Genomic DNA, 22,484 nt, shown 5'->3' on the forward strand with positions numbered 1-22,484 from the left:
CCGCCCCGTCTCTGGACAACGCCCGGTGCGCGCCGCCATATCGCGGCATGGACATTCACGACCTCGCCCGGCGCCTCCAGGACGGCGATCGACGGGCGCTTTCCCGCGCGATCACGCTCGTCGAGAGCAGCCGCGCCGATCACCGAAAGGCCGCGGCGGAGCTTCTCGGCCGTCTCGCCGATCCCCGGCGGGACACGATCCGCATCGGGCTGTCGGGGACGCCCGGCGTCGGCAAGTCCACCTTCATCGAACGCCTGGGCCTCGCGCTCACGGGGGCGGGACACCGTGTCGCGGTGCTCGCCGTCGATCCCTCCTCCACCCGTTCGGGCGGCTCGATCCTCGGCGACAAGACGCGGATGGAGCGGCTCGCCCGCGATCCCGCGGCCTTCATCCGCCCCTCGCCTTCGCAGACGGAACTCGGCGGCGTGGCGCGGCGGACGCGGGAGGCGATCGCACTGGTCGAGGCCGCGGGGTTTCGTACGGTGATCGTGGAAACGGTCGGCGTCGGGCAGTCGGAGACGCTCGTCTCCCGGATGACCGACATCTTCGCGCTGCTCCTCGCGCCCGGCGGCGGCGACAGCCTGCAGGGCGTCAAGCGCGGCATCATGGAGATCGCGGACCTGATCCTCGTCAACAAGGCCGACGGCGCGATGAAGGAGCAGGCGGAGGCGACGCGGACGGATTACGCGGGCGCGCTGCGCCTGATGCGCGGGCGCGAGGGCGACGCGCCGGGCTTCCCCAAGGCGCTCACCGTCTCCGCCCTCGCCGAGACCGGCATCGCGGAGGCGTGGGAGGAGATCGCGGCGCTCGACCGTCACCGGCGGACAAGCGGGGCGCGGGACCGCATCCGCGCGGGCCAGAACCGTCACTGGTTCGAGGAGGCCGTGCGCCACGGCCTGATGGCGCACCTGACCTCCGACCCCGCGACCGCCGCGCGGATGGAGGCGCTGGGAGATGCCGTGGCGGAGGGGACGGAGGCGCCCGCCGCGGCGGCCGAGCGGCTTCTCCGGGACCTCCTGTCGCCGGGGGAGGAGGCGCGATGAGCGGCGCCACCGCGACCTTCCTCCTCTCCACCGGACGCACCTCCACGCAGAGCCTCGCCGCGATGCTCGCCGCGGCGCGCCCCGACGCGGTGGTCGAGCACGAGCCGCTCCACGCGGAGCATCATTCGCGCGACGTCTTCCGCCGCCCCGAGCGGTTCGCGGCCCGCCTCGATCGGACGCCCGCGATCGAGGCGAAGTTCGCCGAAATCGAGGCCCATCTCGCCGCCGGGCGCAGCTACATCGACACGGGCTGGCCGGTCTATGCCTGGCTGCCCTATCTCGCGAAGCGGCTCGGCCCCGCCTTCCGATTCGCCCACCTGGTGCGCAATCCCTATTCCGTCGCGGCCTCCTTCCTCACCCACGGGTTCTTCGCCTACGACGTGCCGCGGGGCTTCCAGCTCAAGGCCGCGATCCATGCGGGCGATCCGGCGCTCGCCCATCCCGAGCTCGCCGCGGAGGCAGAGCGATTCACCCCCTATGAGCACAACCTCTTTCACTGGCTGGAGCTCAACGCCTTCGCGCTGGAGTGCCACGCGCTGCCGGGCTTCGCGGGGCTCTTTCGCTACGAGACGCTCTACGAGGGGGAGGTCCCGGCGCTTCCCGCCCTCCTCGAGAGCCTCGGCGGCCCCGCCGCGCGGGCCGCGCCGCCGCTCCATGTCGACCGTCACCGCCAGCCGCTCGAACGGGGGCTCCGGCTTCGCTCCGCGCCTTTGGACCGTGCGGTCCGCGACCTCGCGGAGCGGCTCGGCTACGATCCCGCCGGGCTCGCGCGCCTTGCCGATCCGGAGGCGCTGTCGCGCAATTACAGCCGCGCGCCGGGATGAGGCGGGGCGCGATCACGGCTTGACTGTCGGGCGCGCTTTGCCTAGATCGCCCCGACACGCGCCCGGGGACCGCTTTGGGCGCGGCACCCGCTATTTCCGTCCGCCACCGCGCGCGGGCCATTCAGACGAAGGATCGATGCCATGTCGCGCGTATGCGAACTGACCGGAAAAGGGCCGATGACCGGCAACAACGTCAGCCACGCCCACAACAAGACCCGCCGCCGCTTCCTGCCGAACCTCAACGACGTGTCGCTGATGTCGGAGACGCTCGGCCGCACGTTCAAGCTGCGCATTTCCGCCGCCGCCCTCCGGACGGTCGATCATCGTGGCGGGCTCGACGCGTTCCTCGACAAGGCGAAGACGGCGGAGCTTTCCTCCTCCGCGCAGCGCATCAAGCGTGACATCGCGAAGGCGCGCGCCTCCGCCTGATCCGGCCGCGCGCCGCCCGGACCCGACCCCGCCCCGCCGATCGCGCGGGGCGGGGTCGTCGTCGTTTCAGGCAAGCAGCCCGTCCACCCAGCCCGGCACGATCTCGCTCGCGGGCCCGTAGCGCCCGTCGTCGAAGCGCCCGCCAGAGGGCTCGAGGTTCAGCTCCAGCGTCGGCGTGCCCGCGGCCCGCGCCATCTCAACGAAGCCCGCCGCCGGATAGACGGTGCCGGACGTGCCGAGCGCGACGAAGAGCGTGGCCCGCGCGAGCCCCGCGTCGATCTCGTCGAGCCCCGTGGGCATCTCCCCGAACCAGACCACGTCGGGCCGTGTCGCCGCCGCCCCGCATTCGGGGCAGGGATCGTCGGGGGACATGACGAGCGGCGCCTCCCACCGGGCCCCGCAATCCGCGCAGAGTGCGCCGCCGAGCCGCCCGTGCATGTGGAGCACGTCCCGCGCGCCCGCCCGCTCGAGAAGGTCGTCGACGTTCTGCGTGACGAGCATCACCTCCCGCGCGGCCTGGAGCCGGGCGAGCGCATGGTGGGCGGCGTTGGGGGCGGCCCCGGCCGCATTGGCCCGCCGCGCGTTGTAGAAATCGTGGACGAGGTGCGGGTTGGCGGCGAAACCCCGGGGCGTCGCCACCTCCTCGAGATCGTAGCGCGACCAGAGGCCGCCCGCGTCGCGAAACGTGCCGAGCCCGCTTTCGGCCGAGAGGCCCGCGCCGGTCAGCACGAAGATCATCGCGTCCTCAGTTGCAATAGCTCTCGGCGTTGCTGCCGAAGCTCGAATACTTGCGCCAGAACGTCTCGTCGCGGGTGCTGTCGGAGGTGCGGATCTCCTGCGCGCGATGCGGGTCCTCGAAGAAGGTCGCGGCGAGCTTCTGGTCGCGGCGGTCGAGCGTCATGTCGGCCACGTGCTGGATGCAGTCGCAGACCTGCCGGTTGGTGTTCGCGCGTTCCGAGGAAAGGCAGGCACGTTCGATCACGCCCGCCTGTCCGCACCCGGCCGCGACCCCGGCCAGAACGGCCATCGTCAGGAATTTCTTCATGGGGATACTGCCTCTCGTTTCGCGGCCGTTTCGCCGGGGTTGATCCCCGATCCGACCGTCCTCTGCCATGCGCGCGATGGTACCAGAGGCGGGCGGGCGATGCCAATTCCCCATCATCGGCGAATGGCGAAACCGTCTCCGACAGGCTCGTCCGATGGCGTGCGGGTCACACCCTCGACGCGGGAGGCGGGCGGCCCCTTCCTGAGCCGCGCCTCGAACGCGTCGAGATCGCCGTCCGCCAGCGCCTCCACGCTTCCGTCCGCGCGGTTGCGCACCCAGCCGCGGATCCCGATCTCCTCGGCGACGTCCTTCGTGAAGGCACGAAACCCCACGCCCTGGACGCGGCCGGTGATGGTGAAAAGCTGGGGCATGGGGATGCGGACCTCTCGGCAGGGTACGGGCCTCAGGGTTTCATATTCGGTTCGCGGTGTGAATGGGCCGCATCGCGCGGACGGAGCTCTGGCGTGGCGCGACGGGAAATTTGCGCAGGGCGCGGTTCCGCGTGGGCGGCGACCCGGTCGCTTGAGGCTGGGCAAGACCGCGCCGCGGGGCTAGGCCAAGGCGCATGAGCCTGCCCATCGAAGACGTGCTCGACGCGCTGACCGGCGCGATCCTGCAAGACGGCCGCGCGGTGCTGCAGGCCCCGCCCGGCGCGGGCAAGACGACGCGCGTGCCGCTCGCGCTCCTGCCGCACGTGACGGGACGAATCGTGATGCTGGAACCGCGCCGCCTCGCCGCTCGCGCGGCGGCGGAACGGATGGCCGAGACCCTGGGCGAGCCGGTGGGGCGGACCGTGGGCTACCGCATCCGCGGGGAGGCGAAGGTCACGGACGCGACGCGGATCGAGGTGGTCACCGAAGGCATCCTCACCCGCCGGCTGCAGACCGATCCGGAGCTGACCGGGATCGGCTGCGTGATCTTCGACGAGTTCCACGAACGATCCCTGACGGCCGATCTCGGCCTCGCGCTGACGCTCGAGGTCCGGGAGGCACTCCGGCCCGATCTGGCGCTCCTCGTCATGTCGGCGACGCTCGATGCAGGGCCGGTCGCGGCGCTGATGGGGGACGCCCCGGTCGTCACGAGCGCGGGGCGCGCGCATCCCGTGGAGAGCCGCTGGCTCGACGTGCCGGTGCCGAAGGGGCAGCGCTTCGAGGCGGCGATGGCGGACCTCGTGGCCCGCGCCGTGAAGGAGAGCGCGGGAGGCGTGCTGGCCTTCCTGCCGGGAGAGGCGGAGATCCGGCGCGTGGCGGGGATGCTCGACCTGCCCCATTGCGAGATCCGCCCGCTCTACGGCGCCCTGCCCTTCGCCGAGCAGCGGGCGGCGATCGCGCCCTCGCCGGGCCGCAAGGTGGTGCTCGCCACCTCCATCGCGGAGACCTCGCTCACCATCGAGGACGTGCGCGTGGTCGTCGACGGGGGCCTCGCGCGGCGGGCGCGGTTCGATCCCGGCTCCGGCATGACGCGGCTCGTGACCGAGCGGGCGAGCCGGGCGGAGGCGGCGCAGCGCGCGGGCCGGGCCGGCCGCGTCGCGCCGGGCGTGGCCTGGAAGCTCTGGACGAAGGGCGCCGACGGCGCGCTGCCCGCCCATCCGCCCGCCGAGATCGAGGCCGCCGACCTGACGGGCCTCGCCCTCGAACTGGCGCTCTGGGGCGATCCAGAGGGGCAGGCCCTGCCCTTCCTGACGCCGCCGCCCGCGGGCGCGCTCGAGGAGGCGCGCGACCTGCTGCACGGCTTGGGCGCGCTCGAGGACGGGGGGATCACGGGCCACGGGCGACGGCTCGCCGCGATGCCGCTGCATCCGCGGCTCGCGCACATGCTCGCGGTCGCGGGACGGGAGGCCGCGACGCTCGCGGCGCTCCTCGCCGATCGCGACATCCTGCGCGGGCGCGGCGCGGATCTGACCCTCAGGGTGCGGGCGCTGGCCGATCCGGCGGCCTTTGGGCTCGGGCGCGGCGCGGTGGCGCGGGTGAGCCAGGAGGCCCGACGGCTGCGGCGGATCGCGGGCGACGACCTGCGCCTCACCCCGGCGCAGCACGCGGCGCTCGCCTATCCCGACCGGGTCGGATTGCGGAGGACGGGCGACGCGCCGCGCTGGCTTCTCTCGGGCGGCAAGGGCGCGAAGATGGACGAGGCCGACGCGCTGGCCGGAGAACGGCTCCTCGTCGTCACCGATACCGACGGGCATCCGCGCGAGGCGACGATCCGTCAGGCGATCGCGATCTCGGAGGCGGAGCTGCGCGCGATCCATGGAAACTGGATCGGCTGGGTCGATCTCTGCGCCTGGTCGCGGCGGGAGGGGCGCGTGCGCCTGCGCCGACAGGAACGGTTCGGCGCGATCGTCCTCGACGACCGGATCTGGGCCGATGCGCCGGAAGGGCCGGTGGCGCGGGCCATGCTCGACGGCGTGCGGGAGCTGGGCCTGCGTCCCTCCGCGGAGGCGGCGCGGTTCCTCGCCCGCGTGCGGCTTCTGGGGCTTTTCGACACCGACGAGGCGGCGCTTCTGGACAGCGCGGAGACGTGGCTGCTGCCGTTTCTGGGCGGGATCCGCTCGGCGGAGGAATGGCGGCGCTTCGACCTCCTGCCCGCGCTGCGCGCGCGGCTCGACTATTCCGAGGCGCAGCGGCTCGACACGGAGGCGCCGGGGGCCTTCCTCACGCCGCTGGGGCGCAAGATACCCATCGACTACGCGAGCGAGCAGCCCGAGATCTCGGTCCGGGTGCAGGAGATGTTCGGGGTCACGCGCCATCCCGCCGTGGCGGGCCGACCGCTCAAGGTCACGCTCCTGTCGCCGGCCGGGCGGCCGGTGCAGGTGACCGACGATCTGCCGGGCTTCTGGGCCGGCTCCTACGCCGATGTGCGCCGCGACATGCGCGCGCGCTACCCAAAGCATCCCTGGCCCGAGGATCCGCGCGAGGCCGATCCGACGCTCCGCCGCAAATCGCGGAAATGACGCAAAAGCGATTGCGGCGTTGCATCACCTCCCGATTTCGTTACCTTCGCTTGGATCAGCAAAATAGAAACGAACCGGAGGCGCGAGATGCGTAACCACATCGAGCAATCTTCCCTCCTGATCTTTCCGAAGGTCAACCGGACGGTCTTTCTCTGGTCGGCCCTCCTGATCCTCGGCTTCATCGCCTTCGGCGTGCTCTTCACCGAGACCGCGGGCACTGTGTTCAACGGGCTGCAATCGTTCCTGACCACCTATTTCGGCTGGGTACTGATCGTGGAGGTGAACCTGCTGGTCATCTTCGTGGCCTTCGTGGCGCTCGGGCCCTTCGGCGATATCCGCCTCGGGCGGATGGACGAGGATCCCGAATACGACCTCTTCAGCTGGGTGGCGATGCTGTTCTCCGCGGGGATCGGGATCGGCCTCATCTACTGGGGCGTCGCGGAGCCGATGTACCACTTTTTCTCGCCGCCCATCGCGGAGGCCGAGACCGAGGCCGCGGCGAAGCAGGCCATGGTGCTGAGCTTCATGCACTGGGGTTTCCATGCCTGGGCGGTCTATGCCGTGGTGGCGCTGGCGCTCGCGTATTTCCACTTCCGCAAGGGCCTGCCGCTCACGATCCGCTCGGCGCTCTATCCGATCCTGGGCGACCGCATCTACGGACGCTGGGGCGATCTCGTGGACATCCTCGCCGTCTTCGGGACGATGTTCGGCATCGTCACCTCGCTGGGCCTCGGCGCCATGCAGGTGAATTCGGGGCTGAACTACGTCTTCGGCGTCCCCGAATCGAGCCTCGTGCAGATCCTCGTCATCGCGGCGATCACGGCGGCGGCGACGCTCTCGGTCGTGGCGGGGCTCGACGGGGGGATCAAGCGGCTCTCGACCATCAACATCGTCCTCAGCCTCGTCTTCCTCGTCTTCATGGTCGCGGTCGGGCCCACGCTCTTCATCTTCGACACCTATGTCGAGAATTACGGCAACTACCTGTCGGAGTTCGTCTCCCTCGGCCTCTGGACCGAAGGCTGGTCGGACGGATCGTGGCAGAACAGCTGGACGATCTTCTACTGGGCCTGGTGGGTGAGCTGGGCGCCCTTCGTCGGCATCTTCATCGCCCGGATCAGCCGCGGCCGGACGATCCGCGAATTCCTCGCGGGCGTGATGCTGATCCCCTGCTCGATCATGTTCTTCTGGTTCACGGCCTTCGGCGGCACGGCGATCCAGATCTCGCTCGGGGGCGATCCGGCGCTGATCGAGGCGACGAAGGAAGCCTACGGCAACACGATGTTCGCGTTGCTCGAATACTTCCCGTTCACGGCGCTCACCTCGATCTTCGCGACCGTGCTGATCGTCATGTGGTTCGTCACGTCGTCGGATTCGGGCTCCTTCGTCATCGACATGCTGACGGCGGGCGGCGATCCCGATCCGCCGAAGGTGCAGCGGGTCTTCTGGGCCGTGGCCGAAGGCGCCGTGGCGGCCGTGCTGCTGCTCATGGGCGGGCTCAACGCGCTGCAGGCCGCGGCGGTCGTGGCGGGCTTTCCCTTCGCCATCGTCGTCCTGCTGATCGCCTTCGGCCTCTGGCGCTCGCTCAGATGGGACGCGCTCATGGTCCACCGCCACCGCGTCCGCTACCGCAGCGACTCCGAGGCGGAACACAACATGCCGCCCGCGCCCGCCGGCGAAGGCGACCGCGCCGACGGACCAGCCGCACCCTCTCCGCGCGGCGAGCCGTCGCCGGCGGAGTGAGGCTCCACCGCGTCTAGAACAGGGTGTCCCGGGCTTGACCCGGGACCTCGCGGGGGCGGGCGACAGGCGCGGATGTCACGAGGCCCCGGGTCGAGCCCGGGGCGGCGAAGGACGGGAGGTCAGCCGCGCTCCGCGAGCCGCTTCTCGATCGCCTCGAGCCGGGCGAGCACCTCGTCGCGATAGGCGTCGGTCGCGGCGACGCTTTCCTCTTCATGGGCGGTCTGCATCGAATTGACGACGAGGCCCACGATCAGGTTCACCACCGCGAAGGTGGTGATCATGATGAACGGCACGAAGAAGGCCCAAGCATAGGGATAGATCTCCATGACCGGGCGCACGATGCCCATCGACCAGCTTTCGAGCGTCATGATCTGGAAGAGCGAATAGGCCGAGAGGGCGAGATCGCCGAACCAGTCCGGGAAGGACGCGCCGAAGAGCTTCGTCGCCATCACCGAGGCGATGTAGAAGATGAGCGCCATCAGGAGGAACACCGATCCCATGCCCGGCAGCGCGTAGAGGAACCCCTCCACCACGCGGCGGAGCGACGGGATCACGGTCACGACGCGGAGGATCCGGATCACCCGCAGCGCGCGGAGGACCGAAAGGCCATGCGCGGCGGGAACGAGCGCGATGCCCACCACGACGAAGTCGAAGACGTTCCAGCCGTCGCGGAAGAAACGCGGGCCCTGGGCCACGAGCTTGAGCGCGATCTCCGCCACGAAGATCGCGAGGCAGACCCAGTCGAGCGCGACGATGAGCGGTCCCGCCTCCTCCATCAGCGTCTGCGACGTCTCCATGCCGAGGATGATCGCGTTGATCACGATCACCGTGGTGATCGCGTTGCGGAAGCTGCGGGTCTCGACGGTCGCGCCGATACGGTCTCGGAAGGTCATGGTCTCAGGGGTCCGGCTCTGGTCTCGGCCGGTGATTGGACCAGCTTCGGGGCTCCGTCAACGCGGCTGCGCGATGCCCCGGCGTCAGACGCCGAGACAGTGGCGGAGGATCGCCTTCTGCGCGTGGAGACGGTTCTCCGCCTCGTCGAAGATGACCGAGGCCGGGCCGTCCATGACCTCCGACGTCACCTCGTCCTCGCGATGGGCGGGCAGGCAATGCATGAAGAGCGCGTCGGGCTTGGCGCGCGCCATCAGCTCCGCGTTGACCTGGTAGCCGCGAAGCTGGTTGTGCCGCCGCTCGCGCGCCGATTGCGGATCGTGCATGGAGACCCAGGTATCGGTGACGACGAGATCCGCGCTCTCCACCGCCTTGGCGGGGTCGCGTTCGGTCCGGTAGAGCCCGTCGAGCGCGCGTTCGGGATCAAGCGGCTCCGGCCCGGTGAAGGTGAGGTCGAAATCGAGCTGCCCCGCCGCATGGGCGAAGGAGGCGAAGACGTTGTTGCCGTCGCCGGACCAGACGACCTTCCTGCCAGTGATGGGCCCGCGATGTTCCTCGTAGGTCATCACGTCGGCCATGATCTGGCAGGGATGGGAGCGGTTGGTGAGCCCGTTGATCACCGGCACCGTCGCATGCTCCGCCATCTCGAGCAGCGTCGCCTCCTCGAAGGTCCGGATCATGATGAGATCGACGTAGCGCGACATGACGCGGGCGGTGTCGGCGATCGTCTCGCCATGGCCGAGCTGCATGTCGGCGCCCGAGAGCACCATCGTCTCGCCCCCCATCTGCCGCACGCCCACGTCGAAGGAGACGCGGGTCCGCGTCGAGGGCTTCTCGAAGATCAGCGCGACCATGCGGCCCGCGAGCGGCTGCTCCGCATCGGGCGTGCCCTTGGGCACCCCGTCCCGCGCCTCCTTCATCGCGCGGGCGGAGGCCACGATCCCCCTGAGCGCGTCGGGGTCGGTCTTGTGGATGTCAAGGAAGTGCGGCATCGGACGGGATCCTCTCTGACGGATCGCGGGGCATGGCCCCGGTCCGGTCGGGTCAATCGGCAAGGCGGATGGGGTCAGGCGGCGTCGCGCACGAGGGCCGTGGCGGCACGATCGAGGCGGGAGACCGCCTCCGCGATCTCCGCCTCGCTCACGGTGAGCGGCGGCAGCAGGCGCACCACGTTGTCGGCCGCGGGCACGGTCAGGAGCGCCTCCGCGTAGCCCGCCGCGACCAGGTCGGGCGCCGGGACGCGGCACTTGATGCCCAGCATCAGGCCCGCGCCGCGGACATGGTCGAAGACCTGCGGGTGGCTGTCCACGAGCCCCTCGAGCGACTGGCGCAGCATCCCGGCCTTGCGGCCGACCTCGGGCAGGAAGTCGGACTCCGTCATGATCTCCACGACCTTCGCGCCGACCGCGCAGGCGAGCGGGTTGCCGCCGTAGGTGGAGCCGTGGGTGCCCGCGACCATCGCGGCGCCGGCCTTCTCGGTGGCGAGCACGGCGCCGAGCGGGAAGCCGCCGCCGATTCCCTTCGCGACCATCATTACGTCGGGCGCGATCCCGGCCCATTCATGCGCGAAGAGACGCCCCGTCCGGCCCATGCCGCATTGCACCTCGTCGAGGATCAGGAGGATCCCGTGCCGGTCGCAGAGCTCCCGCAGGCCCTTGAGGCAGGCGTCGGGCATCGGGCGGATGCCGCCTTCGCCCTGCACCGGCTCCACGATCACCGCGGCGACGGTGTCGTCGAGCGTCGCCTCGAGCGCGTCGTGGTCGCCCCAGCGCAGGATGGTGAAGCCCGGCAGGAGCGGGCCGAAGCCCTTGGTCATCTTCTCCGAGCCCGACGCGGCGATGGCGGCCGAGGAGCGGCCGTGGAAATTGCCCTCGAAGGTCACGATCCGGGTCCGGTCCTCGTCCTTCGCCGCGAAGTGCTTGCGCGCCATCTTCACCGCGAGCTCGCAGGCCTCGGTCCCGGAATTGGTGAAGAAGACCGTGTCGGCGAAGGTATGCTCGACGAGGAGATCGGCGAGCCGCTCCTGCGCGGGGATGCGGTAGAGGTTCGAGACGTGCCAGAGCTTGCCCGCCTGCGCGGTCAGCGCCTCGACCAGCGCGGGATGGGCGTGGCCCAGCGCATTGACCGCGATCCCGGCCCCGAAATCGAGGTATCGCGTCCCGTCCTCCGCCAGAAGCCAGCTCCCGGTGCCTTCGGTGAAGGCCATGGGTGTCCGGTTATAGGTCGGAAGGATCGAGGGAATCATGTCGAGGTGTCCTCAGATGGGGCGCATGACCCGGAAAGGTCTGTCGGCGGAATGTGGAGGGGTGAAAAGGGATCGGTGCGGCGCGCGGGACGCGCCGCCGGGACGCGCATCAGCGTCGGCGTCGAAGCGTTCCGAGGAGGGCGATCGTCCGGTCCATGACGGCAGCGTTACCCGATGCCGACCGGCCCTGTCCAGTCCCGATCTCAGCGCACGGCCACGGCCCGGCGGTAGAGATGCCAGGTCGCGTGTCCGAGGATCGGCATCACGACGACGAGCCCCAGGAGCAACGGGATGGACCCGACGGCGAGCGAGATGGCGACGATGGCGCCCCAGAGCCCGATCGGACCGGGATTGGCCGCGGCGACGCGGATCGAGGTCACGATCGCGGTGACGAGGCCCACGTCGCGGTCGATGAGAAGCGGGAAGGAGACGACGCTGATCGCAAGCACGAAGGCCGCGAAGACGAAGCCCACCGCGAAGCCCACGACGATCATCGCCCAGCCCGCCCCGGTGCCGAACGTCCGGGTGAGAAGATCGCCCAGCCCCACGGGCGGTTCCGGTCCGAGCGTCGCGTCGTAGATCAGCGCCGCCGCGCCGATCCACGCGAGAAACGTGGCGAGCAGGATCACGCCCAGCGCCAGGATCGGGCCGATGGAGGGCGAACCGAGCACGGAGAAGCCCGCCTGCCAGCCCGTCTCCTGGCCCCGCGCGCGGCGCCTCGACATCTCGTAGAGCCCGATCGCCGCGAGCGGTCCCAGCAGCGCGAAGCCCGCGAGGAGCGGGAAGAGAAGAGGCAGGAGATTGCGGTCGAAGGCGACCCAGGCGAGGACGATGCCCACGATCGGGTAGAGCAGGCAGGCGAAGAGAACGTCGCTGCGGAACGCGGAGAAATCCCCCACCCCGTCCGCGAGCGCGTCGCGGATATCCTCGAACGTGATGCGGTGGAGTTCGGGCACGGCGCCGTGCGATCCGCTCATTCGTCGAAGGATGCGCGGTACCACGCCGAAAATGGCGCCGATCGTGCCGATCGCCACGCTGCCGGGATTGCCGATCGTCTTGGTCATGAGCGCGTTCTCCCCTCGCACAGGGCCGCGCCGCATGGGCGCGGTCTGCCCGAGCCTAGCACGATCCGGATTGATTCGCGCGCTCGGATTGGAGGGGGCGGGTCAGGACTTCATCCGGTAGCCCGCGCGGAACCAGCGCCAGGCGAGCGCGCAGAGCGCGAGCGTCGCGGCGGAGCAGACCGCGAGGCCCAGCACCGGGGACGTGTCGGAGACGCCGAGCGTGCCGTACCGCGCGCCGTCGATGAGGTAGAAGAACGGATCGATGTGGGCCACGGCCTGCAGCGGTTCGGGCAGCGCCTCGATCGAGTAGAAGGTGCCCGAGAGAAACGAGAGCGGCGTGATGATGAAGTTCGTGATCGCCGACATCTGGTCGAACTTCGACGCGTAGATCCCCGCGAGGATGCCGAGCGCGCCCATGAAGAGCGCCCCCATGACCACGAAGGCGAGGAACCAGAGCGGATGCGCCATGCCGGTGCCGATGACCACGATCATCACCGCCGCGATCACCACCGCGACGAGGAGCCCGCGCGCGAGGGCACCCGCGAGATAGCCCAGGAGCATCTCGACCGGCGAGAGCGGCGGCATGAGCGTGTCGATGATGTTGCCCTGCACCTTGGCCGCGAGGAGCGAGGAGGAGGTGTTGGCGAAGGCGTTCTGGATCACCGTCATCATCAGGAGGCCCGGGGCGATGAACTCCACGTAGGACACGCCCATCACGTCGCCGCGAGTGGGGCCGATGGCGATGGCGAAGACCGCGAGGAGCAGACCCGCGTTGATGAGCGGACCCATCACCGTCTGCGACCAGATCGACATGAACCGGCGGCACTCGCGCTCCGCCAGCGTGGCGAGCCCGAGCGTGTTCCAGCGCCCGAAGCGGCGCACTCCCATGTCTTTCGCGCGATCCATGACCCATCCACTTCTGCCTGCCGCCTTGTATCGGCGGCGCGGCTGATTAGAATAGGGCCTTGGCGAAAAACTCAAGCGGCGCGGCGCCCGGCTGCGCGCAATCCCTGACGCCCGCCCAACCTGACGAGGAAGAACATGTCCTGGACCGACGAACGTGTCGAGCTTCTCAAGAAGATGTGGAACGACGGACAGTCGGCGAGCCAGATCGCGAAGGAACTCGGCAACGTCACCCGCAACGCGGTGATCGGCAAGGTCCATCGCCTTGGCCTGAGCAACCGCGCGGGCCTCGCGCCCGTCGCCGGGGAAGAGGACGAGCCGGAGGCACAGGCGCCCGCGCCCGCACCCGAGCCCGTGGAGGTCCCCCCCGCGCCGGAGCCCGAGATCGAGGAGCCGTCGACGCAATCCGCGGCGCCGCCCGCCTCGAACCGGCGCGCGATCATCCCGGCCGGACAGCCGCTGCCGCCGCAGCCTTCGGCCAACGAGATCAGCCCCGAGGCGCTCGCCTCCGTGCGCGAGGTCGAGAAATCGGCGAAGCGGATCGGGCTCATGGAACTCACCGAGCGGACCTGCAAATGGCCGATCGGAGATCCCGCGACGGAGCAGTTCTGGTTCTGCGGCCTGCCCGTGCAATCGGGCAAGCCCTATTGCGAGGCGCATGTGGGCGTGGCGTTCCAGCCCATGTCCTCGCGTCGCGACCGCAAGCGCTAGGTCAGGTGGCGGGCGGCGCGCCGAGCGCGTTGTAGAGATCCCAGTACATCCGGAGCGCCGTGATCATCAGGAAGATCCCGAACGAGAGCCGGAGCGCGCGGCGCGGGATGGCGTGTGCGAGCCGCACGCCCACCCGCGCGAAGCTCGCCGAGAGCGGGATGATGACCACCGCGAGGAGCAGGTTGACGTAGCCGAGCGAGAACGGCGGCAGCCCCTCCTGGCCGAGGCCCGTCAGCGCGTAGATCACCGCGCCCGGCACGCCGATGATGAACCCGATCGCCGCCGAGGTGCCGACCGCGCGGCGGATGTCGTAGCCCAGGAAATTGAGGAGCGGCACGCAGACCGTGCCCCCGCCGATCCCCATCATCGCCGAGATGCCGCCCGCGATCACGCCGAAGAACGCCCAGACGGGCTTCGAGAAGCTGCGCGGGCTGTCGCTGTCCGCGCCCTTCCTCAGGATCATGTCGGCGGCGACGAAGATCGCCACGGTCGCGAAGACACCGACGAGCGCCAGTCCCGAGACGACCCCGCCCAGCACCGCGCCGATCACCACGCCGACGAGGATCGAGGGCGCCCAGAGCTTCAGGAGGTCGGTGTCGATCGCGCCCTTCTTGTAATGGCCGTAGCCGGAACTGAGCGCCGTGAAGACGATGGTGGCGAGCGACGTGCCCACCGCCACCTGCATGATGAGCGCGGTGTTCATGCCGGTGAGCGAGAGCGAGAGATAGAGGGCGGGGACGATGACGATGCCGCCGCCGACGCCCAGAAGGCCCGCGAGGATGCCCCCCACGATGCCGGCGGCGGCGGCGACGCCCGCGAGGGTCAGGAGGGTCTGGGGATCTAGGCCGCCCATGGGCTCTTCCTTTCGGTCAGTGACGCATCGTCATCGACCGCAGGAGAGCCGAGGTCAAGGCAGGCTCAGCCCCCGAAGCCGCGCGCCCCGCCCGTGCTGCCGAAGCCCCCGCGCGACGCGGCGGCGGCCCGGCTCATCGGCGCCTGCCCCATCGTGGTGGCCGGACGGGCGAATTGCGCGGAACTCATCCGCGCCTTGCCGGTGTTCGACGAGAAGACGCTCGAGCGCCCGGCATCGGTGAACCGGCCGTCGGGCGTGCGGTAGAGCGGTTGCGCGCGGGCCATGCCGCGTCCGCCCAGCATGTTGCCGATGAGATAGCCCGCGAGGAGCGGCATGAAGATGCCGGACCCGCCGGTGCCCGCCACCTGCTCCTCGCTTCCGCAATTGCCCTCCCCGTGCTGCTCCTCGCAGACGGCGATGCTGTCGTAGCGCGGGGCGGCCTCGACATGCAGGTCCCGCGCCTCCGCGAAGGCCTCCGCGCATTCGTCGGAGGAGAGAAGGCCGTCGCGGGCGGCCGCGTCCTCACAGCTCTGCAGGTCGGGATAGGCCTGCGCCTCCACCTGCTCCTCCCGGCACCCGGCGAGGGAGAAGGCGGCGGCGCCGACGATGCAGAGCGCGACCCGGCGTGATCGTTTTCTCATGTAGGGCTCCCTTGGCTCAATCTTCGATATAGTGCGGCTTGAAGCGGGACAAATCACGGGTAATCCGCCCGCGATCTTCCCTCAGCCCCATCCCGGCACAGCTCTCGCCGACGATCCAGGCGCCGATCACCGGTTGGAACTCGCCCATGACCGGCAGGGGCGCGTAGCCCTGCACGACCCGCGGATGGGCGCCGTAGGCGTCGTCGGGCGCGCTCTCGGTCGTCTCGCCCCCCTCCACGATCCGCACCGCCGCGCCCTCGCGCGAGAAGATCGGCTTGGTGACATGACCCACGGCAAGCGTGTCGCGGGCCCGTTCGAAGGCGTCGGCCACCTCCGCCGCGGGCGCACCGAGACCGGCGAGGGCATCCGCGACGTCGGCTTCGAAGAAGGCGGGGAGCAGGTTCGGATGCCCCTCGAACATCTGCCAGAGCACCGGCAGGAGTCCCTTGTTCGACAGGACCGACTTCCACGCGGGCTCCAGCATCAGGCAGCCCGACCCGGCGACCTTGGCGCCATATTCGTCGCGGAAGAGATCCTCCCACGGATAGAGCTTGAAGAGCGTGCCGATCACCCGGTCCTCGTCGTCGAGGAACTGCCCGTCCTTGCTCAGCGCGATCTTCTCCAGATCGACGTAATGGGCGCCGAGCCCCGCCTCCCGCGCGGCCCAGCCCATGCATTCGACGGTGCTGTAATCCTCCGGGTTGCCCCCGGCGGCGGTGAAATGCATCTCCTCGCCATCCGGAAAGAGCGCCCGGAAACGCTCCACCATCGCTTCGTGGATGCCGTTGAACTGATCGCTCTCGGGGCCGAGCACGCCGCGCTCGCGCTGCGTCTCGAACCACGACCACTGGAACGACGCGCTCTCGTAGAGGGAGGTGGGCGTGTCGGCGTTGTATTCGAGCAGCTTCGCGGGGCCCGAACCGTCATAGGCGAAATCGAAGCGGCCGTAGATCTCGGGCTCGCCCCTGCGCCAGCTGTCGGCGACGAGATCGCGATGCGCCTCCGGGATGCCGAGCCGCTCCATCAGCGCCTCGTCCGCGATGATCGCGGCGGCGGCCTCCCGGCACATGGCGTGCAACTCCGTCGCCGGATCCTCGATGTCCTGCTCGACTTGCTTCAGGGTGAAACGATAGGCGGAGGTCTCGTCCCAGTAGGGCTCGCCATGCATGTCGGCGAAGGTGAAGCCCACCCGTTCCGCCTCTTCCCGCCAGTCGGGCCGTTCGCCCAGCTCGATCCGCTCCACGCCTGTCCCTCCGTTCTCTCGCAGGACAGGTAGCTACGGGGCGCGCGGAATACCATGCGACATCGTCGGGGCGCGGGGCCTCAGGATGTCCCCGGAAGCGACGGCGTCTCGCTCGACTGCAGATCCTCGAAGTCGAAATTGTCGAGGCGGTGGGCCCGTTTGCCCGCCCGCGCGGTGGCGGTGAGAAGGCCGTTCACGTCCTCGCCCGCCTGGCGGAAATGTGTCTCGAGCTTGCCCGCGCGCTCGCCGATGATCTCCACGTCGCGGTGGAGTTGCCGGATGGCCTTGCGGATCTCGCCCGCCTGCTCGCGCATCCGCGCGTCCTTCAAAATCGCGCGCATCGTGTTGAGCGTCGCCATGCAGGTCGTGGGCGACACGATCCAGACCCGCGCCGCGAACCCCTCGCGCACCACCTCGGGCAGCCGCGCGTGGAGCTCCGCATAGATCGCCTCCGACGGCAGGAACAGGATCGCGCCGTCCGCCGTCTCCCCCTCGATGATGTACTTCTCCGAGATCGCCTTGATATGGACCCGTGTGGCCTGACCCAGCGCCCGCAGCGCACGGGTCTGCTCCTCCTTCGTTTCCGCTGCGGCGAGCGACTCGAACGCCTCGAAGGGGAATTTGGCGTCGATCACGATGGGTCCCGGCGGGTTCGGCAGGTGGACGAGGCAATCGGCGCGCTTGCCGTTCGAGAGCGTGTGCTGGAGCGTGAAGCCATCGGCGGGCAACGCCTTCGACACGATGTCGGTGAGCTGGATCTCCCCGAACATGCCGCGACGCTGCTTGTTCGACAGGATGTCCTGCAGGCTCAGCACGTCACCCGAGAGCTTGGTGATGTTGTCCTGCGCGCGGTCGATCGTCGCGAGCCGTTCCTGAAGCTGCGTGAGGGAGGTGGTCGTGCGCGTGGTCTGGCCGTGCAGGACCTCCTTCATCCGCTCCTGCATCTCCGTCATCGCGCGCTGCGAGCGTGCGGCGTTGTCAGCAAGGCGGTCGTTCATGTGCTGCTGCACCGCGCCGAGCCGCGCCTCCACGGTCTGCACGACGCTCACTTGCGCACGGGCCTGGGTATCGCTCACCGTCTGCAAGTTGCCCGCGAGGCGCTGTTGCCCGCCCGCCAGCGCCTCCACGTCGCCGCCCATCCGCGCGAGCTGCTGCGCGAGCCGTTCCGTCATCCGGGCGGACCGTCCGGCGCGGCCGACCGCGACGAGGCAGAGGATCAGGATGAGCAGGAGCGCCGCGAAGGCGGCCAGGGCCGCGAGGACGACCGGATCGCCCCACGCAATCTGCGCAGCCCCCTCCATCACGTGCGGCCAAAGAGCCGTTCGATGTCGGTGAGCTTCAGTTCCACGTAGGTCGGGCGGCCGTGGTTGCACTGTCCCGAATGGGGCGTCGCCTCCATCCGGCGCAGAAGCGCGTTCATCTCCTCGCCGGACATCCGCCGGCCCGACCGGACGGAGCCGTGGCAGGCCATCCGGCTCAGCACCGCCTCGATCCGCGCGCGAACCGAGAGGCTCTCGCCCAGATCGTCGATCTCGTCGAGGATGTCGCGCAGCATGGCCGCGCCATCGATCGGACCGAGGATCGCCGGTGTCTCGCGGATCGCGACCGCGCCGCCGCCGAAGGCCTCGATCCCGAGGCCGAGCCGTTCGAGTTCCGGGGCAAGCTCGAGCAGCCGCGCCGCGTCGGCCTCGGGCAGCTCCACGATCTCGGGGATGAGGAGCGCCTGCGCGGGCACGCCCGCCTCGTCCATCTGCCGCTTCAGCGTTTCGTAGACGAGCCGTTCGTGCGCGGCGTGTTGATCCACGATCACCATTCCGTCCGCGGTCTGCGCGATGATGTAGTTCTCGTGGACCTGACCGCGGGCCGCGCCGAGGGGGCAATGTTCCTGCGGGCGGGCATCGGGTTCGGGACCCGCGGGTTCGGTACGGGCGGACGGTTGGTCCGTCTCCGCGAAGCCCGGCGCCTGGGCCTCTGCCGACGCGCGGAGGGCGCGTGGGGAGGGGCGGTCCATCTGGTAGACGCGCGCGCCCTGCGGCTCCGCTCGCATCGCGCCGAGCGTGGCGTGCCCGATCGTCGACGACGCCCGATGGCCCGCCTCCGCCAGTGCATGCCGCAGCGACGACACGATCAGCCCGCGCACCGTTCCGGGATCGCGGAACCTCACCTCCGTCTTGGCGGGATGGACGTTCTGATCCACCGCCGAGGGGTCGCATTCCACGTAGAGCGCGGCCACGGGATGGCGGTCGCGGGAGAGGAAATCGGCGTAGGCTGCGCGAAGCGCCCCATAGAGGAGCTTGTCGCGCACGGGCCGGCCGTTGACGAAGAGGTACTGCGTCACCGCGGAGCCGCGCGAATAGGTCGGCAGTGCCGCGAGGCCCGAGAGGCCGATCCCGTCGCGCTCCGCCCCGATCCTGAGGGCGTTCGCGGTGAACTCCGTCCCGAGCACACGGCCGAGCCGCCCGAGAAGCGCGTCGAAGAGATCGCCCGTCCCCGCCTGCGCCTCGAACACCACGCGGCCCTCACCCCCGCCGGAGACGTCGCGGAGGGTGAAGGCCACCTGCGGCTCCGCCATGGCGAGGCGCTTCACGACATCGCCGATCGCCTGCGCCTCCGCCCGGTCCGAGCGCAGGAACTTCAGCCGCGCGGGCGTGGCGTAGAAGAGGTCGCGCAACTCAACGATCGTGCCCTTGCGGATCGCGGCGGGCCGCACCGGCTCCGCCCGGCCACCCGAGACGTGGAGGCAATGCCCGTCCCCGTCATGCAGCCGCGAGGTCAGCGACAGCCGCCCGACCGCGGCGAGCGACGGCAGCGCCTCTCCCCGGAAACCGAACGAGCGGATGTTGACGAGATCGGTGCCGTCGATCTTGGAGGTCGCGTGCCGCGTGAGCGCGAGGGGCAGGTCGTCGGGCCCCATCCCGCAGCCGTCGTCCGCGACGCGGATGAGCGTCTTGCCGCCGTCGGCGAAGGCCACCTCAATGCGGGTGGCCCCGGCATCGACGGCGTTCTCCACGAGTTCCTTCACGGCGGAGGCGGGACGTTCGACGACCTCGCCCGCCGCGATGCGATTGACGGCGGATTCGTCGAGACGACGAATTGTAGGGCGTTCTACCCGGATATAGGCGTCGAGCGCGGACATACCCCTAGGGATAGCATGTCCGCCAGCCCTTTCGCCACCGCGAAATGGCTCGTCGACTCAGTTCGTCGTCGACAGGCCGTCCGGCTGGCCAACGACCACGAAGCCCAGATCCTCTTCGCGATAAAGGCGATCAGCTACGCGCGCGATGTCGTCGAGCGTGATCGCCTCGATCTCGTCGTTGCGGGTCGCGACGTAGTCGATGGGCAGGTCGTCCATCTGCATGCCGACGAGGATATCCGCGATGGTGGAATTGCCATCGAACCGCAGCGGATAGGCCCCCGTGAGGTAGGTCTTGGCCGCGTCCAGTTCCTCCTGCGTCACGCCGTCGGCGATGCGCGCCCATTCGTCCTTCACGACCTCGACGGTCTCCGCCGCAGAGGCGTTCGCGGTCGAGGCCTGCCCCATCAGGAGAGCCGCGTGATCCTTGGGGACGAGATAGGAGCCGATGCCGTAGGTGAGGCCCCGCTGCACCCGCACCTCTTCCATGAGGCGCGATTCGAACCCGCCGCCGCCGAAGATCTCGTTGGCCACGTAGGCCGCGAAGAAGTCCGGATCGTCGCGCGCCAGCCCCTCTTGGCCGAAGAGGATGACGGATTGCGGGACCGGATACTCGATGATCTCCACCCCGGGCTCGAGGGCGTAATCTGCCTCCTCGGGCAACGGCGCCCCCGTTTCGGGCAGGTCGCCCAGCAGATCGTCGAGCAGGGTTCCGAGCGCCTCGGGCGTGATGTCTCCCACGGCCGCGACATAGACGCGGTCGCGCGCGACCGCGTCCTCATGCGCCGCGACCACGTCGTCGCGGGTCAGCGCCTCGACCGACTCCGTCGTCCCGTCGCCGGACGTGCCGTAGGGGTGGTCGGGGAAGGCGCGCGCGTCGAAGGCACGGCTTGCGATCGCGCCCGGATCGGTGGCGTCGCCCGCAATGATCGACAGGACCTGGTTGCGCACGCGCGCCACGGCATCCTCGTCGAAGCGCGGCTCCACCAGGGCCTCTCGCAAAAGGTCCACCGCCTCATCGCGGTTCTCCGTGAGGAACCGGGCGGAGACGGAGACCGCGTCATCGTAGGCGTCGAACCCGAAGGAGGCCGCGAGCTCGTCGCGCGCGAGCGCAAAGCCCTGCGCGTCGAGATCGCCCGCGCCTTCCTCGATGAGGCCAGTCATCAGGTTCACGGCGCCCCGCTTGCCCTCCCGGTCGAGCGAGGTGCCGCCGCGGAAACGTATCTCAAGCGCCGTGAAGGGCAGCGAATGCTCCTCCACGAGCCAAGCGGTGATGCCGCCCGGAGAGGTGACCTCCTCGATATCGACCGCCGCGCGGGCGGGGCTCGCGAGGGCCAGGGCTGCGGCGCAGGCGAGAACGACGCGGATCATTGGCTGACCTCCTCGGCCGCGGGAAGGGATGTGGGCGTCGGCGTCGCCTCCGGCTGCGCGCCCTCGGGCGCCGTGAGATAGCCCGTCACGGCGCGGTCGCGGTCGAGCACCTCGCGCGCGGCGGCGACGATCTCCTCGCCGGTGATCGATTGCAGAAGGTCCGGCCACGCCTCGATATCCTCGATCGTGAGCCCGGTCGCGAGACCGGCGCCATAACGGCGCGCCTTCGACTGGACGCTGTCGTCCTCGTAGATCTCGCCCGCGCGCATCTGCATCTTGATCCGTTCCAGCTGTTCGGGATCGACCCCGTCCTCGAGGAACGCCGCCACTTCCCGGTCGAGTGCCGCCTCCGCATCCTCGAGCGAGGTACCGGGCGCGGGCACGATGACGAGGCCGAAGGTCGTGTCGTCGACCGAGGTGCCGCTGTAGAAGGCGGAGGTGTAGAGCGCCTCCCGCGTGCCGAATTGCAGGCGACGCGCCAGTTCCGAGGTCTGCCCCTGCCCCAGCACGTCGGCGAGCAGCGTGAGCGCCGCGGCCTTGCGCTGGTCTCCCGGATCGCGCTCGGGGGCGAGATAGGTGCGTACCACGTAGGGCTGCGCCACGCGCGGATCCTCGAAGGTCAGGCGTCGCTCAGCGAGTTGCGGCGGCTCCTGCGGGCGCAGGCGCTCGGGCAGATCGTCGCTCGGCTCGAGCCCGCCGTAATGCTCTTCGGCGAGTGCGCGCACGTCTTCCGGCTCGACATCGCCCGCGACGACGAGGACGGCATTGTTGGGCGCGTAATACGTCCGGTAGAAATCCACCGCATCGTCGAGTTCCAGCGCCTCGACCTCGTGCATCCAGCCGATCACGGGGATGCCGTAGGGATGGTTGAGATATTGCGCCGCATCGCGCTGCTCGGAGAAGAGCGCGCCGGGATCGTTCTCGGTGCGCTGGTTGCGCTCCTCCTGCACGACGCGCAGCTCCGTCGCGATGTCGCGGTCGTCGAGACGGAGGTCGCGCATCCGGTCGGCCTCCATCTCCATCATCAGGCCGAGACGGTCGGCGGCCACGCGCTGGAAGTAGGCGGTGTAATCCTGGCTCGTGAAGGCGTTGTCGGTGCCGCCGTTCTCCGCCACCACGCGGCTGAATTCGCCCGGCGCCAGATCGTCGGTGCCCTTGAACATCAGGTGCTCGAGGTAATGCGCGATGCCGGACTTGCCCGCCGGCTCGTCCGCCGCGCCGACCTTGTACCAGACCATCTGCACGACGGCGGGCGCGCGGTGATCCTCGATCACGACGACGTCGAGGCCGTTATCGAGGGTGAAGGAGGATACCTCCGACGCGCGGAGCGGCAATGCGCCGAACAATCCGAGGGCGAGGAGGACGAGGGGCAGGCGCGGCATGGAAGAACCTTCCGTT

General features: G+C 69.9%; 21 protein-coding genes. 6 read left to right on the forward strand and 15 right to left on the reverse strand.

What is annotated here, in order from left to right; translation table 11 throughout:
- Positions 1-47 precede the first annotated feature (47 nt).
- From meaB to rpmB, 3 genes are all read left to right on the forward strand, one after another.
- The gene (gene meaB / locus LX81_RS11945) at positions 48-1,043 is read left to right on the forward strand and encodes a methylmalonyl Co-A mutase-associated GTPase MeaB (protein WP_111537551.1); all 996 of its coding nucleotides are present in this window, start codon (positions 48-50) and stop codon (positions 1,041-1,043) included.
- On the forward strand, positions 1,040-1,867 hold the full coding sequence (locus LX81_RS11950; RefSeq protein ID WP_111537552.1) for a hypothetical protein: 828 nt from the start codon (positions 1,040-1,042) through the stop codon (positions 1,865-1,867). Before meaB ends, LX81_RS11950 begins: the two co-directional genes overlap by 4 nt.
- A gap of 141 nt (positions 1,868-2,008) precedes the next feature.
- The gene (gene rpmB, locus LX81_RS11955) at positions 2,009-2,296 is read left to right on the forward strand and encodes a 50S ribosomal protein L28 (protein ID WP_111537553.1); all 288 of its coding nucleotides are present in this window, start codon (positions 2,009-2,011) and stop codon (positions 2,294-2,296) included.
- A gap of 66 nt (positions 2,297-2,362) precedes the next feature.
- Here the strand turns inward: rpmB and LX81_RS11960 are convergent, their stop codons facing one another.
- The 3 genes from LX81_RS11960 to LX81_RS11970 all read right to left on the reverse strand — a co-directional run bounded on the left by LX81_RS11960 (position 2,363) and on the right by LX81_RS11970 (position 3,712).
- Complete coding sequence (locus LX81_RS11960) at positions 2,363-3,034, reverse strand: Sir2 family NAD-dependent protein deacetylase (protein WP_111537554.1); 672 nt, start codon at positions 3,032-3,034, stop codon at positions 2,363-2,365.
- Positions 3,035-3,041: 7 nt separating this feature from the next.
- On the reverse strand, positions 3,042-3,341 hold the full coding sequence (locus LX81_RS11965; RefSeq protein WP_111537555.1) for a hypothetical protein: 300 nt from the start codon (positions 3,339-3,341) through the stop codon (positions 3,042-3,044).
- Positions 3,342-3,454: 113 nt separating this feature from the next.
- Positions 3,455-3,712 carry an acylphosphatase gene (locus tag LX81_RS11970; RefSeq protein WP_111537556.1) on the reverse strand — a complete coding sequence of 86 codons (258 nt, stop codon included), beginning with the start codon at positions 3,710-3,712 and terminating at the stop codon, positions 3,455-3,457.
- A gap of 194 nt (positions 3,713-3,906) precedes the next feature.
- On the opposite strand from LX81_RS11970, the gene hrpB reads away from it, so the two are divergent.
- Together hrpB and LX81_RS11980 are read left to right on the forward strand one after the other, a co-directional pair.
- Positions 3,907-6,291, forward strand: coding sequence for an ATP-dependent helicase HrpB (gene hrpB, locus LX81_RS11975; RefSeq protein ID WP_111537557.1), 2,385 nt, complete (start codon positions 3,907-3,909; stop codon positions 6,289-6,291).
- Between the two features lie 87 nt (positions 6,292-6,378).
- Positions 6,379-8,031 carry a BCCT family transporter gene (locus tag LX81_RS11980; protein ID WP_111537558.1) on the forward strand — a complete coding sequence of 551 codons (1,653 nt, stop codon included), beginning with the start codon at positions 6,379-6,381 and terminating at the stop codon, positions 8,029-8,031.
- A 119-nt stretch (positions 8,032-8,150) separates the two neighbouring features.
- On the opposite strand, the gene LX81_RS11985 is transcribed toward LX81_RS11980, so the two are convergent.
- The 5 genes from LX81_RS11985 to LX81_RS12005 all read right to left on the reverse strand — a co-directional run bounded on the left by LX81_RS11985 (position 8,151) and on the right by LX81_RS12005 (position 13,137).
- The gene (locus LX81_RS11985) at positions 8,151-8,924 is read right to left on the reverse strand and encodes an ion transporter (RefSeq protein ID WP_111537559.1); all 774 of its coding nucleotides are present in this window, start codon (positions 8,922-8,924) and stop codon (positions 8,151-8,153) included.
- Between the two features lie 84 nt (positions 8,925-9,008).
- Entirely contained in the window at positions 9,009-9,914 is a 906-nt protein-coding gene (gene argF, locus LX81_RS11990; RefSeq protein WP_111537560.1) for an ornithine carbamoyltransferase, read from the reverse strand.
- A 74-nt stretch (positions 9,915-9,988) separates the two neighbouring features.
- Entirely contained in the window at positions 9,989-11,167 is a 1,179-nt protein-coding gene (locus tag LX81_RS11995) for an aspartate aminotransferase family protein (protein WP_111537561.1), read from the reverse strand.
- 203 nt (positions 11,168-11,370) lie between these two features.
- A complete protein-coding gene (locus LX81_RS12000; RefSeq protein ID WP_111537562.1) occupies positions 11,371-12,231 on the reverse strand; it encodes a DUF2189 domain-containing protein in 861 nt (286 codons plus the stop codon).
- A 102-nt stretch (positions 12,232-12,333) separates the two neighbouring features.
- The gene (locus tag LX81_RS12005) at positions 12,334-13,137 is read right to left on the reverse strand and encodes an ABC transporter permease (protein ID WP_234822591.1); all 804 of its coding nucleotides are present in this window, start codon (positions 13,135-13,137) and stop codon (positions 12,334-12,336) included.
- A gap of 135 nt (positions 13,138-13,272) precedes the next feature.
- Here LX81_RS12005 and LX81_RS12010 point away from each other — a divergent pair, with 135 nt between their 5' ends.
- Positions 13,273-13,845, forward strand: coding sequence for a GcrA family cell cycle regulator (locus LX81_RS12010; RefSeq protein ID WP_111537563.1), 573 nt, complete (start codon positions 13,273-13,275; stop codon positions 13,843-13,845).
- 1 nt (position 13,846) lies between these two features.
- Here LX81_RS12010 and LX81_RS12015 read toward each other — a convergent pair whose 3' ends face one another.
- The 7 genes from LX81_RS12015 to LX81_RS12045 form a co-directional block, all read right to left on the reverse strand.
- Positions 13,847-14,698, reverse strand: coding sequence for a sulfite exporter TauE/SafE family protein (locus LX81_RS12015; protein ID WP_111537564.1), 852 nt, complete (start codon positions 14,696-14,698; stop codon positions 13,847-13,849).
- A 65-nt stretch (positions 14,699-14,763) separates the two neighbouring features.
- On the reverse strand, positions 14,764-15,339 hold the full coding sequence (locus LX81_RS12020; protein WP_111537565.1) for a DUF1190 domain-containing protein: 576 nt from the start codon (positions 15,337-15,339) through the stop codon (positions 14,764-14,766).
- 16 nt (positions 15,340-15,355) lie between these two features.
- Positions 15,356-16,582 carry a glutathionylspermidine synthase family protein gene (locus LX81_RS12025; RefSeq protein WP_111537566.1) on the reverse strand — a complete coding sequence of 409 codons (1,227 nt, stop codon included), beginning with the start codon at positions 16,580-16,582 and terminating at the stop codon, positions 15,356-15,358.
- Positions 16,583-16,662: 80 nt separating this feature from the next.
- Positions 16,663-17,883 (reverse strand): DNA recombination protein RmuC, encoded by a 1,221-nt coding sequence (locus LX81_RS12030; protein ID WP_211322754.1) that lies wholly within the window; start codon positions 17,881-17,883, stop codon positions 16,663-16,665.
- Positions 17,883-19,718 (reverse strand): DNA mismatch repair endonuclease MutL, encoded by a 1,836-nt coding sequence (gene mutL, locus LX81_RS12035; RefSeq protein WP_111537568.1) that lies wholly within the window; start codon positions 19,716-19,718, stop codon positions 17,883-17,885. Before mutL ends, LX81_RS12030 begins: the two co-directional genes overlap by 1 nt.
- 57 nt (positions 19,719-19,775) lie before the next feature.
- Positions 19,776-21,086, reverse strand: a complete 1,311-nt coding sequence (locus LX81_RS12040) for a M16 family metallopeptidase (RefSeq protein ID WP_111537569.1) — start codon at positions 21,084-21,086, stop codon at positions 19,776-19,778.
- Entirely contained in the window at positions 21,083-22,468 is a 1,386-nt protein-coding gene (locus LX81_RS12045; protein WP_111537570.1) for a M16 family metallopeptidase, read from the reverse strand. The genes LX81_RS12040 and LX81_RS12045 overlap by 4 nt, the downstream gene beginning before the upstream one ends.
- Positions 22,469-22,484: the final 16 nt, after the last annotated feature.

Source organism: Palleronia aestuarii (genome assembly GCF_003253995.1).
Taxonomy (GTDB): Bacteria; Pseudomonadota; Alphaproteobacteria; order Rhodobacterales; family Rhodobacteraceae; genus Palleronia; species Palleronia aestuarii.

Excerpts from the sequence above, each read along its gene's own strand:
- meaB (WP_111537551.1), top strand. The coding sequence starts at position 48 with ATGGACATTCACGACCTCGCCCGGCGCCTCCAGGACGGCGATCGACGG.
- LX81_RS11950 (WP_111537552.1), top strand. The coding sequence starts at position 1,040 with ATGAGCGGCGCCACCGCGACCTTCCTCCTCTCCACCGGACGCACCTCC.
- rpmB (WP_111537553.1), top strand. The coding sequence starts at position 2,009 with ATGTCGCGCGTATGCGAACTGACCGGAAAAGGGCCGATGACCGGCAAC.
- LX81_RS11960 (WP_111537554.1), bottom strand. The coding sequence starts at position 3,034 with ATGATCTTCGTGCTGACCGGCGCGGGCCTCTCGGCCGAAAGCGGGCTC.
- LX81_RS11965 (WP_111537555.1), bottom strand. The coding sequence starts at position 3,341 with ATGAAGAAATTCCTGACGATGGCCGTTCTGGCCGGGGTCGCGGCCGGG.
- LX81_RS11970 (WP_111537556.1), bottom strand. The coding sequence starts at position 3,712 with ATGCCCCAGCTTTTCACCATCACCGGCCGCGTCCAGGGCGTGGGGTTT.
- hrpB (WP_111537557.1), top strand. The coding sequence starts at position 3,907 with ATGAGCCTGCCCATCGAAGACGTGCTCGACGCGCTGACCGGCGCGATC.
- LX81_RS11980 (WP_111537558.1), top strand. The coding sequence starts at position 6,379 with ATGCGTAACCACATCGAGCAATCTTCCCTCCTGATCTTTCCGAAGGTC.
- LX81_RS11985 (WP_111537559.1), bottom strand. The coding sequence starts at position 8,924 with ATGACCTTCCGAGACCGTATCGGCGCGACCGTCGAGACCCGCAGCTTC.
- argF (WP_111537560.1), bottom strand. The coding sequence starts at position 9,914 with ATGCCGCACTTCCTTGACATCCACAAGACCGACCCCGACGCGCTCAGG.
- LX81_RS11995 (WP_111537561.1), bottom strand. The coding sequence starts at position 11,167 with ATGATTCCCTCGATCCTTCCGACCTATAACCGGACACCCATGGCCTTC.
- LX81_RS12000 (WP_111537562.1), bottom strand. The coding sequence starts at position 12,231 with ATGACCAAGACGATCGGCAATCCCGGCAGCGTGGCGATCGGCACGATC.
- LX81_RS12005 (WP_234822591.1), bottom strand. The coding sequence starts at position 13,137 with ATGGATCGCGCGAAAGACATGGGAGTGCGCCGCTTCGGGCGCTGGAAC.
- LX81_RS12010 (WP_111537563.1), top strand. The coding sequence starts at position 13,273 with ATGTCCTGGACCGACGAACGTGTCGAGCTTCTCAAGAAGATGTGGAAC.
- LX81_RS12015 (WP_111537564.1), bottom strand. The coding sequence starts at position 14,698 with ATGGGCGGCCTAGATCCCCAGACCCTCCTGACCCTCGCGGGCGTCGCC.
- LX81_RS12020 (WP_111537565.1), bottom strand. The coding sequence starts at position 15,339 with ATGAGAAAACGATCACGCCGGGTCGCGCTCTGCATCGTCGGCGCCGCC.
- LX81_RS12030 (WP_211322754.1), bottom strand. The coding sequence starts at position 17,883 with ATGGAGGGGGCTGCGCAGATTGCGTGGGGCGATCCGGTCGTCCTCGCG.
- mutL (WP_111537568.1), bottom strand. The coding sequence starts at position 19,718 with ATGTCCGCGCTCGACGCCTATATCCGGGTAGAACGCCCTACAATTCGT.
- LX81_RS12040 (WP_111537569.1), bottom strand. The coding sequence starts at position 21,086 with ATGATCCGCGTCGTTCTCGCCTGCGCCGCAGCCCTGGCCCTCGCGAGC.
- LX81_RS12045 (WP_111537570.1), bottom strand. The coding sequence starts at position 22,468 with ATGCCGCGCCTGCCCCTCGTCCTCCTCGCCCTCGGATTGTTCGGCGCA.